Source organism: Hyphomicrobium sulfonivorans (assembly GCF_013306565.1).
GTDB classification, from domain to species: domain Bacteria; phylum Pseudomonadota; class Alphaproteobacteria; order Rhizobiales; family Hyphomicrobiaceae; genus Hyphomicrobium_A; species Hyphomicrobium_A sulfonivorans.
On the sequence record NZ_PZPO01000003.1, the window covers coordinates 20,515 to 31,237 of the forward strand.

General features: G+C 60.5%; 11 protein-coding genes. 10 read left to right on the top strand and 1 reads right to left on the bottom strand.

All coding sequences use genetic code 11. The annotated features are described in order from the left end of the window. The first annotated feature begins 59 nt into the window (after positions 1–59). The 10 genes from C6Y62_RS08270 to C6Y62_RS08315 all read left to right on the top strand — a co-directional run bounded on the left by C6Y62_RS08270 (position 60) and on the right by C6Y62_RS08315 (position 9,526). Complete coding sequence (locus tag C6Y62_RS08270; protein WP_173953556.1) at positions 60–2,270, top strand: phage tail tape measure protein; 2,211 nt, start codon at positions 60–62, stop codon at positions 2,268–2,270. 80 nt (positions 2,271–2,350) lie between these two features. Continuing rightward, complete coding sequence (locus tag C6Y62_RS08275) at positions 2,351–2,770, top strand: phage tail protein (RefSeq protein WP_173953557.1); 420 nt, start codon at positions 2,351–2,353, stop codon at positions 2,768–2,770. A 10-nt stretch (positions 2,771–2,780) separates the two neighbouring features. Continuing rightward, a complete protein-coding gene (locus C6Y62_RS08280; RefSeq protein WP_173953558.1) occupies positions 2,781–3,020 on the top strand; it encodes a tail protein X in 240 nt (79 codons plus the stop codon). A 76-nt stretch (positions 3,021–3,096) separates the two neighbouring features. Beyond that, entirely contained in the window at positions 3,097–4,101 is a 1,005-nt protein-coding gene (locus C6Y62_RS08285; RefSeq protein WP_173953559.1) for a phage late control D family protein, read from the top strand. Between the two features lie 33 nt (positions 4,102–4,134). Continuing rightward, positions 4,135–6,018: a hypothetical protein gene (locus C6Y62_RS08290; RefSeq protein ID WP_173953560.1), complete on the top strand. Its 1,884-nt coding sequence runs from the start codon at positions 4,135–4,137 to the stop codon at positions 6,016–6,018. 8 nt (positions 6,019–6,026) lie between these two features. Continuing rightward, entirely contained in the window at positions 6,027–6,797 is a 771-nt protein-coding gene (locus C6Y62_RS08295) for a hypothetical protein (protein WP_173953561.1), read from the top strand. A gap of 61 nt (positions 6,798–6,858) precedes the next feature. After that, positions 6,859–7,923 carry a M15 family metallopeptidase gene (locus C6Y62_RS08300; protein WP_173953562.1) on the top strand — a complete coding sequence of 355 codons (1,065 nt, stop codon included), beginning with the start codon at positions 6,859–6,861 and terminating at the stop codon, positions 7,921–7,923. Between the two features lies 1 nt (position 7,924). After that, the gene (locus tag C6Y62_RS08305; RefSeq protein ID WP_173953563.1) at positions 7,925–8,281 is read left to right on the top strand and encodes a hypothetical protein; all 357 of its coding nucleotides are present in this window, start codon (positions 7,925–7,927) and stop codon (positions 8,279–8,281) included. A 339-nt stretch (positions 8,282–8,620) separates the two neighbouring features. After that, positions 8,621–8,884 (top strand): hypothetical protein, encoded by a 264-nt coding sequence (locus C6Y62_RS08310; protein ID WP_173953564.1) that lies wholly within the window; start codon positions 8,621–8,623, stop codon positions 8,882–8,884. A 111-nt stretch (positions 8,885–8,995) separates the two neighbouring features. Then, a complete protein-coding gene (locus C6Y62_RS08315) occupies positions 8,996–9,526 on the top strand; it encodes a hypothetical protein (protein WP_173953565.1) in 531 nt (176 codons plus the stop codon). Between the two features lie 595 nt (positions 9,527–10,121). On the opposite strand, the gene C6Y62_RS08320 is transcribed toward C6Y62_RS08315, so the two are convergent. Continuing rightward, the coding region (locus tag C6Y62_RS08320; RefSeq protein ID WP_173953566.1) for an autotransporter domain-containing protein at positions 10,122–10,723 on the bottom strand (602 nt) is incomplete at its 5' end.

A 10,723-nucleotide genomic window follows, 5' to 3' on the forward strand; every position in this document is an offset into this window, starting at 1 on the left:
GACGTTCTCGCGTGGCACGATGAGGCTCTGCGGATCGTGAAGGCCACAAGGGGCAAGTAATGGCTGATAAAACATCACGCCTAATCGTTCAGCTCATTGACCGCGTATCCGGCCCGGCGGCGAAAGCCGCTGCCGGGCTGCGGCAGTTGGTGGGTGCATCGCATACCCAGGCAACGGCGGCTCGCGGCACGTATGCGGCCGCGCAGCGCGATATGAAGATCCTTCGTCGTGGCGCTGATCGCGTTTCATCCTCGGTGGCAATGCCTCTTGGGATGATTGGCGCCATGGGCGCCAAGACTGCCTATGAGTTCGCGAAGGCTGGCAACAACATGCAGGCCGTCACCGGCATGACCGACGATCAGCGCAAGTCGATCGAAGACCTTGCCGTTCAGCTCAACGAGAAGTTTCCGCATACGTTGGGCGACATCATGGGCTCGGCGTTCGAGCTTGGGCGCGCGGGATTTGATTTTGACAAGATCCGGGGCGCACTTGAAAGCACGCTCGCGCTAGCCCTTGCGGGCGACATCAACCTTCCTGAAAGCGCCGACATCGCCACGAACATTCTCACGGCGATGCGGCTGCCGCAGAAGACAACGGATCAGGTCGCTTCGTCGCTTGAGCGCGTCAATGATGTGCTGTCCTACGTGGCGACGAACTCGAACACCGATGTCCGGATGATGGGCGAGACGTTCAAGTATGTCGGCCCGATGGCCGCCGCCGCCGGCATGTCGATCGAGGAAGTTGGCGCAGCTGCCATGCTGATGGCCAGTAATGGCATCCGAGCGTCTGAAGCGGGTGTTGCGTTGCGTTCCGCGCTTGTGCGCATGGTTCGGCCGACTAAGCCGATGATGATTGCGCTTGATCGCCTTGGCGTGAAGGTGGCTGATTTCGTCAAGGGCGGCCGGCAGATAAGCGGCAAGGACATCATTGGTTCGTTGATGGCTGACGGCATTGACGCTTCGCCCTTTGAGCAGGCAATCGACAAGGTGCTTGCCGATCCAAAGCTTCAGAAGTCAACGGCTGCGATGACCGAGGCCATCGCGAGCATTATTGATCCCGATGGCACAGCCATGGATAAGTCGAAGCTCGCCGACGCCATTACCGACACTCTCACCTCGGCGGGATCAGAGGTTGATTTCCTCGGCTTCATGCAAGCGCTCAGAGAAAAGGGCGCATCGCTTGATGAAATCGCACGCATCTTTGATGCTCGGCAGGGATCACGATTGATAACACTGCTGGCTGGCGACCTTAATGCGGCACTCAAGAAAATCGAAGACGGCGCAGATGGCGCTACAAAGGCGATGGCAGAAAAGCGGATGAAGGGCATCGTGGGCGATGTCAACGAGCTAACCGCTGCCTATTCCAATCTTTGGATCGCCATTGCTGAGAGCGGCGTCATGAAGACCGCCGGCGAAGCGTTTAAGTTCCTTGCCGAGAAGATCAACGAGTTGTCCAAGGCTAACCCGCAGCTTTTGGAATGGGGCACCTATGCTGCTCTTGCAGCCGTCGCTATCGCGCCGCTGTCAATGGCGCTGACCGGCCTTGCCGGGGCTGTTGGGATCGTTGTTGGTGTGGTCGGGTTGTTGGCAACAATCCTAACCTCTTGGCCGTTGCTGCTCGCTATTGGCGCCGCGGCCATCTGGTATTTTTGGGATGACATAAAGGACTTCGCCGGCAAGGCCGGATCGGCGATCTCGGACTTTGCCTATTCGATACGCGACGGCCTTGCCGAAGGCTCCGCGAACCTGCACGAATGGGCCAACGGGCTTGGCGCCAAGATCCAAGAGGCAATCAACGGCGGCGTTGTCTCGCTGTTTGAAGCCGGCGCGCAGATGATCCAATCGCTATGGGATGGCCTCAAGTCCAAGGCGGGCGAAATCCTTGCTTGGGCGAGCGGTCTTGCGGGCCGGATCGGAAGCGCCCTCAAGAGCGTTGTTGGGCTTGGCGGTGGCGGTGGGGCATCCGATGGCGCTGCGGCCGGCGCATCCCCGCCGGCGCGTGCGCGGGGCGGTCAGGTACAGAAGGGCCGCGCGTATCTCGTTGGCGAGCATCGCCCCGAGATCTTTGTGCCGGGTCAGTCCGGCTACATGAACTCGCGCGCCGATCAAGGTGGCGGCGGTTCCAACGGCCCCGGCCCGGTTTCTGTGACGATGAACGTCACAATCAACGGCGGCGATGATCCGGGCCGTCTTCAGCGCGAACTTGACCGCGCCGTCCAGAACGCCTTCCGTGGTATCTACGGCGATACACGGACGAACTTCGCATATTGAGCAGCGCGATCTAACGGTCGTCGCAACACTGCCCCGCTGTGGTTAACGCGCAGCGGGGCTTTTTCTTTGGGGCTGAAACCATGCTCGCACAGTTGGGTGGGACAACGTTTGAGGTTGCTCCGATGAACTTCCATGAGCTGTCGCGCGATGCAGCGGCCGACTTTGCCGAGAAGGCGGTCATGGGTCGGCGCCCGCCGCTTGAGTTTGTAGGCGAAGGGCCTGAGACGCGCACCATTACCTGCCGCTTGTTCCCGGCAAAGTTCGGCGGTCTGTCGTCGCTCGAAGGGCTGCATAAGCAGCGCGCATCAGGCAAAGCGCAGCCTTTCATGCGCGGCGACGGCGCTGCACTTGGCTGGTTTGTCATCGAGCGGATCAGCGAGCGCGACAGCTATATCGACGCGCACGGTGTTGGGCAGATCGTCGAGGTCGATATTTCGATCAAGCGATCAGATGCCGCCGGCCTTGGCGCAATGTTTTCGATTGTCTCAATTCTGATCTGAGGATGGCGCCATGTCTATCATTACGCTTGAGCGCCACACGGTCGGGTCTGAAGGTATGAGCGTTGATCTGATCCTTTGGCAGCGCTTCCTGCGGCCAATGCCCGGGCTTTTTGAGCGCCTGATGGCGCTTCCTGAAAATCAGCACCTTGAACACTGCGGCTTCATCTTGCCGCTTGGCACAGTTGTGACGATCCCGATTGAGGACGCACGCGCTGCCGAGATTGTTCCGGTGATTTCGTTGTGGGATTAGCGGCGACCAAGCGGCAACGACTGGTGTCGTGGGACTGGTGGCCAGGTTGCCGATAAAGTTAGGAAGGGCGGCGGCAATGGCCAAGCGCGCAATCTACATGGTTTCGATCGCCGGTCAGAATATCAGCTCGCGCATTGCGCCGATGCTGATCTCACTGCGCATCGTCGATAACGAGGGGACGCATTCCGACACGGCGGAAATCGTCCTTGATGATAGCAACGGCATGATCGCGTTGCCGCGTGATGGCGATCCAATGATCGTGGCGCTCGGATGGGAAGGCGGCGGTCTTGCGGAAGTGTTTGTGGGCACCGTCGATGAAGTCCGCTCAAATGGCAGCCGCGGCGGTGGCCGCGAGCTGCATATCAGCGGCAAGGGCATGGACACGAAAGGCAAGTGTAAAGAAGGCCAGCAGATGCACGCTGACAATGCAACCGTTGGCGATGTCTTGAATAAGGCCGGAAAGAAAGCCGGCATTAGCGTGCAGGTCGATCCCTCGTTCGCTTCGGTGAAGCGGGAATGGTGGGGACTGAACGACGAAAGCTTCATTCACTTCGGTGAACGCACTGCTCGCGAGCTTGGCGGCGTTTTCAAGGTACAGGGCAACAAGGCCATTCTTGCGAAGAAAGGCGGCGGTTCCGTCTCGGGCGCGGCAATGTCCGTCACGGTTGGCTCTTGGGGTCTCAATCTGATTTCTTGGGACATCATGCCTTTCACGGGGCGGCCGCGGCACAAGAGCGTGCGCGCCCGGTACTACGACAAGAAAGAAGCCAAGTGGAAAGAGACTGAGGCGCAGGTTCAAGACCAAGGCGCGCAGTCCGTATTGCTCGATCGCTACAGCCGAGCCGATGAAGGCGAAGCCAAAGGGTCAGCCGACAACGGCGCGCGCGAAAGCGAGAAAGAAAAAGGCGGTGGCTCGGCTTCGATTGATGGCAGCGCCAGCGCGCGGGCCGGCGGCACGTTCATCCTCGTCGGCACCCGCGCCGGCGTTGACGGCGCGTATCGCATCGAAACCGTAACGCACAATTACACGCGCTCGGGATGGACAACGGATCTGTCCCTGAAGCAGCCGCAGGGCGGCTAACGCCTGCTACACATCATGAGAAGGGTTTAAGCGATGGCGACTGATAACGCGGCCGTCTCTGCCGTCATTGAGATTGCGCGCAAGCTGATCAAGCAGGCTGTTGCGCTTGTTGACAGCGCCGCGCATGTAGGGCGCCAGATTTCGGCCGACCGTGCAGCAATCGATCGTATGGTGTCAACACTCGGGGTGACACACCGGTGGGTAGGCACGCGCCTCGATATTCTTGGCCCGCAGGGCGAATGGATAACCGGACCGGATCTGAAGGGGTTCAAGGGCGACAAGGGCGCCTCACTTGTCAATCGCGGCCAATGGGCGGATGGCGCGACTTACGGCCAGAATGAATACGTGTTCGCAACAGCATCGAGCGGCATCGGTTCATCGATGTGGATTTCGCTGCGACAAGAGCAGTTCGTTTCGACAGTGCACCCGCGCGACGATGCGTATCGCTGGATCGAGTTCGTCGCGCCGCAAGGCGAGAAGGGCGACAAGGGCAACAACGCTTGGACTGCTGTGTATGCCTTCGACACGAACGGCGAACGGCGCGCGCTCAAGATCATTGATTGGTTCGGCGGAACCGGCGAGAAGCCGCCGGCTGGGCAGTATCTTGGTATCGGTGGCCTCGTTGATAACATCGAGGACGCCGAGAACGTTCGGCCGCCTGTTGGCGACGGCACGGGCGACATGCTCGCGGCGATTTACGATCCCAACGGCGATGGTAAAGTCGCGGCTGCCGATGCCGCCGACACTGTTCCGGTTGCTGGCGTGGATGGATTGCAGTCTGTCCTAGATGGAAAGGCCGACACAGAGCGTATTGGTGCCGTCAACGGTATCGCGTCGCTCGATGCTTCCGGCAAAGTGCCGGCCGCGCAGCTCCCTAGCTACGTCGATGATGTGCTTGAGTTCAGCTCGCTTGAAGCCTTCCCCGCAGTCGGTGAAGGCGGCAAAATCTATACGGCCACCGACACGAATAAGATCTATCGCTGGTCGGGATCTGTTTACATCGAGATCGCGTCGAGTCCTGGCACCACGGATGTCATAGCCGAGGGCGTCAGTAACCTGTATTTCACCGCCGCGCGGGTTCGCGCCGTAACCCTGACGGGACTGACAACGGCATCGTCGGCGGCGGTTGCTGCCGCGGATACGCTGTTGGCCGCGATCGGCAAGCTGCAAGCGCAGATCGCGCAGAAAGCCGGCACAAATGTCGCCAGCACGGCCGTGGCCGGGCTTATGTCAACGACCGACAAGGCCAAGCTTGACGGGATTGCCGCCGGTGCAAATGTGACGGACGCTGCAAGTGTTGCAGCCTCTATCTCCGGATCGGATGCCAAGGCGAACCCGGCGGATGCGGATACGTTTGGGCTCGTTGATAGCGCTGCATCAAATGGCTTATCGCGCTTGTCTTGGGCGGGCATTAAGGCGGCGCTAAAAACGCACTTCGACACGATCTATTTGCAGTCCTCACGGGTTGTCGATAGCGGCGCAGGTTTGACGGGTGGTGGCGCGCTCGATGCCGACCGCACGATTGCAATCGACAAGGCATCTGCTGCGAACCTGCGCGCAGGCGCATCGAATAAGGTCGTAACCTCAGATACAGCGCTCGCTGCATCAGCATGGGTCGAGCTGCCTTACGCGGCGTCGATCGCGATCAGTCACGATCATGGTGTCAACCGATCGCTCTTGCTCACCGGGAACGCCGTAATTGCCGCGCCGACTGAACCGAAACCCGGCTGGCCACTGGTCATCGCTGTAAAGCAGGACGCAACGGGCGGGCGGTCGATCGCTTGGAATGCGGCGTATTCGTTTGGACCTGAAGGGGCGCCGTTCCTGTCAACAGCACCGAACGCTGAGGATCTTGTATCCTTCGTCTGCCGCGAGGCGGGGCGTTACGTGTTTTTGGGCATCAAGAAAGGCATCTGAGGCGCATCATGCTTATTGGATTGGCGCCGCTGGTCATGGCCGGCGATGAAGTTATTCGGATCTCCAACGCTGTTGATGTTGCGAACCTCAATCTGTTTGCGGCCGCAGGATCGCCGACGCAGCCCGTTATTGTCGCGCTTGAAAACACCGGCGTGATTTATTCTGCCAATGCGAACCTGCCCGCGCTGAATACAGCCGGGTTTGCGGCAGGCTCGAAGGTCTACATCATCAATCGTGGCGGCATCTACGGGGCGCCGGGCAACGGTGGCGCCGGCGGCAGTGTGGGCGGCGGCATCGGCGCGGGCGGCAACGGGGGCCATGCGATTGCGCTTGGTTCGAGCGCCATTATCGACAACGCACTTGGCCAGATCTTCGGCGGTGGCGCCGGAGGTGGCGGCGGTGGCACCTATTACTACTCGGACAAAAAGTACACTGCTGGCGGCGGCGGTGGTGGTGGCGGCCAAGGCTATGTTGCCTCAGCAGGCGGCGCCCGCGGCACAGGCAAAGGCGGCACGCCTGATGCCTGCCACGGCTATGCCGGCTATCCCGGCGGATATACAGGACCGGGCAATGGCGGCCCCGGCGGTGAGGTTTATGGGAACATTGCAGGCAGTGGGGGCAACGGCGGCGCGTGGGGCACAAACGGTTCGGCGGGTGCTAGCTCACACACGGCGGGCGCGCCCGGCGGCGTTGGCGGCCGCGCAATCGTTCTCAATGGCAATGCTGTGACGTGGCTTGCTGGGAATGGTGCAGACCGCGTTAAAGGGTTGATCCTTTAACTAAGTTCAATCGATTGGCTGGGCCGCCCTATGGGCGGCCTTTTTTGTTTGGGAGGCCGTTATGGCAACGTGGCCATTGCAGGCGGATTGCAAGGCGTTTTACGGCGATCCGACCGGCACCAATGGTAAGGCATCGCCGAAATGGCAATCGGCAAATCTGGTGACGATTAAGCCGCCGTGGACGCTGCGATATGAGGGTAAAGCTGTTCGGGGCATAAGGGTGCACAAGAAGTGCGCCGAAAGCCTCGCTCGCGTGTTGCAGGCCATTTGGGAACGCGTCGGGCAATCGCAGGATGAAATCGACCGCATCGGCATGTCGGTGTTTGGCGGATCATTCAACTACCGCCCCAAGCGCGGTGGATCCTCGCTTTCGATGCACGCCTATGGGTGCGCCGTCGATTTTGATCCGGACCGAAACGGCTTCGGCGATCCGACGCCTGAAATGGATCGGCGCGTCATCGAGGAATTTGAGCGCGAAGGTTGGGAATGGGGCGGCCATTGGTCAAAGCCGGATGGCATGCACTTTCAGGCGGCGCGTACACGCGCAAGCCCGCCGCGTCTATCGCCTGCGCCGGTCGGCCGCCCGGTTGCGAGCACATCAACGCTCGGCGCCGACGAAATCCGCGCCATCCAGCAGGCGCTTCGCAATCTCGGATATTCGGAAGTCGGGTTTGTTGACGGCATTTGGGGATCGCGCACCACGGGCGCGCTTGCCGCGTTCCAAGCGCAGGAAGGTTTGCCGACTACCGGCCAGCCAGATAGCGCCACGCGCCTGCGCTTGATCTCTGCGACGCCGCGCCCGGTGTCGGCGGAGCGCGAGGCATTGACCGCGCAGGATCTTCGATCAGCTTCGCCGCCGGTGGCTTATGCGCATGATGCAAAAACATGGGCTGGGCTTGCGGCGTTCTTTAGCTTCCTGATGACCGTCCTGAACGGCATCATCGACTTCTTCGGCGAAGCGGCTACGAAGATTGCGCCGATGCGTGAGTTCTTGTCGGATGTCCCGCCGGCCGTTTGGTTCGCCGCGGCATCGGGCATTGCATACGCGACGTGGCGCAATTCGGCCAAGGCTGAAAAGGCAAGCGTCGATCAGATCCGGAGCGGTGAAACCGCCGGGCCGGTTTAGCATGCAGGCCGTCTTGATCGCCCTTGCAAGGCGAAAGATCGGCGCCGCCCTGTCGTCGGGGCCGCTGCTGATCGCTGTCGCGCTGATCGGGGCGTATGGCCTCGGCTGGTATGTCGGCAAGCATGGCGCTGCCGTGCGGGCAGCAATAGCAACGCAGATCCAGAAGGCAAAGACCGTCGAGGCGGATCTGTCCCGCGCCAACGACGCGCTGAGCCGCGAACGGCAAGACGCCGCCGCGCTTGAGCGCCAGAAGGCCGAACTTGAGGAAAGGCTCCGAGCCCATGAACGCGAGTTGGAAGATGGCGCTTGCCGCCTTGGTAACGATGGTCGCCGCCGGCTGCTCGACATCGGGAAATGATTTCGGCGTGGCCCCCATCGTCGTTAGCCGATCGCTACCGCAGCCGCCGGCATATCTTGCGCCGGTGGCCATCCCCGAACCTGATGCCGAAAAGCATGCGGAGGTTGCCGCCCAACAGAATAGGGCCGCGCTGGTGCAGGCAAACGCCCGGCTCAAGCGCAGCCGCGATTGGTATCTGTGTACGCGACAGCAGTACGAGGACGAGGCCGTAAGGCCGAAAACTTGCGGCGGGGGGTAGCGATGGCAAGGGCGCCGGCACAATCATCGACTACCAGAAAGCCCCCTGCCCCCCGCCCCCGGCGGAAGGCGGCGTCGGCCGCCCAGGCGGCGGTTGTCACCATGTCCGAGGCTGAGCTTGCCCACCTTGTTGAGCGGGCGGCTGAGCAAGCAGCTGAGGCCGTTGTTCGGCGCATGCTACTCAACTTCGGGATCGACATTTCCAGCCCGATTGGGATCATCGAGGCGCAACGCGATTTTGCCCATTTGCGCGGCTGGCGCCGGGCGCGGGATACGGTTGTCAAGCAGGGATTTGCGTACACCACAACGGTGGTGATTGGCGGCCTATTGGCCGCCCTTTACATGAAGTACGGCCCGGCAAAATAGCGGGATGCCATGAACAGAAGCCCCCTCGATCCGGTTCGCCGGGCCGAGGGGGCCTTTTTTTGTGCCCATTTCGCGTTATGGTCCGGCCGAGCAATAAATTGGGGGGGGATCATGAAACGGTTTAGTTTTTACATGAGGGCGATTTGCCTTTTTGTTCTCGGCGGCATTGCGCTGATCGTCCTTTATGGCCCATCGGCCCAAACGCGGACCAAGCGCGCCGAAATGACAGCCAATGTCGGGGTTTATTGCGAGAGGGGCAGTCACGATCGTTGCACCTATCCGACCAAGAAGTTGGTTACGCGCGACGATTGGGGTGACAAATGGCCGTTGACCGTGGATCACGCAACCTTGGTTTGCGCTAAAGCAGTCGGGTCGATGGGGCAGCTCATTGTCATTGAAGGCACCCCATTTGCCGCCAATGGATCAACAATCGGATACGTGAAAAAACACGGCACCACGCTTCAGGTTGATGAGAAGACGGTCCTCGTCGAACCGTTCGATGTGGACGAGAACAGCAAGGCCGCGAGGCTTTGGGCGCCAGCCGTTCGCCCTGATTATATTGATGCCGATGTCCCATGGATCGGGCGGGTGGATTGGTCGCCTATCATCAACGAATTGAAGGCTATGGGTTGCGGGCACTGATGGGCAACAAGGGGCCGCTTTGCGGCGGCCCCTTCTGGTATAAGTCTGGTAGGATGTCCGGTATAATGCCGGTTTTCGAATGTATAAAAACATAGTAAAATCAACGCGCTGCGAGATAGTTTTAATCCCACCCCCTCCGCCATTTGATTTTTTCCGCCTGATGTTGGCGATGTTCAGCTTCAATCCTCCGGTTCGCCGGCTCGACGCATGAAGCGACGGTAAACACAACACCACTGTCTCGGCATCGCATTGTCCGCCTGCCTGCGTGCGCTTGGTCTGGAGCCTGCCAGGCTCTTTGCGATCGATGGCGTTTGCGTTGCCGTGCGCTCACGTTGCTTCGGTCCGCGCCTTTGGCACTGTCGTCGTCGCCGACACCTCGCCGCCGAGATAAGTTTGACGGCGCAACCGCGCGATGACGCATTCGCTCAATGATCTTAAGTCCTCGACCTATGCCGTGCGGTGCGATCTGAGCGGACGGAATGTGCTCGCAGTCGCTGAGCCAGTTGCTGGCAAGTTGGATTGCCGACAGTACCGTGAAAGCCGGCGTCGCTGATCGGCGGCACGAGCGAAGCTTCTTCTGCGGGATCGCGTGCCATCACCAAGCGACTTTGACGCCGAGTTTGCCGTCGTAGGCGTTGCCGTCAGCGTGTTCGCCGATGCCGACGAGGTACGATGCGTTGGCGTAGATCGCAGCGCCATCGCCGATGTCGGTTGAAAAGCCGGTGTTGATCTCGAACGTGGTGCCGCCCATGTCGGCTGCAAACGGGATGAAACCAGTTGCTGACGAGAACTTCGTCTTCGGATCGCCGAGGAACTCGTACCAGAAGTTCGGCCGTATCCACGCGGTGAAGGTTGACGGTGCTCCACTCAGCCAGGTCGGCGTGCCGAAGTCCTGCGCGAAGCGAACGCCTACGCGTCCCACCAGTGAATTGACGTTATCGAAATGCACCTGTGCGGCGACATCGGATCCGTTGTTGAGGTTGACGGTCTGATAGGCGAGCTGCGCCTGCGGTTCGATGCTGAAGCCACCGGGGCCGGTGTAAACCGGATAACCACCTTCAAGCGATGCACCGAACGCGCCGCCATCTGTCTTCATCTTTGGAATACGGTTCGACTTGGCGTCAATATCGTACCACGAGCCCATCAGCAGCGCGTCGACGTAGGCGTTTTCTGGCGTGTAGTGCGTCCAGTAGGCGC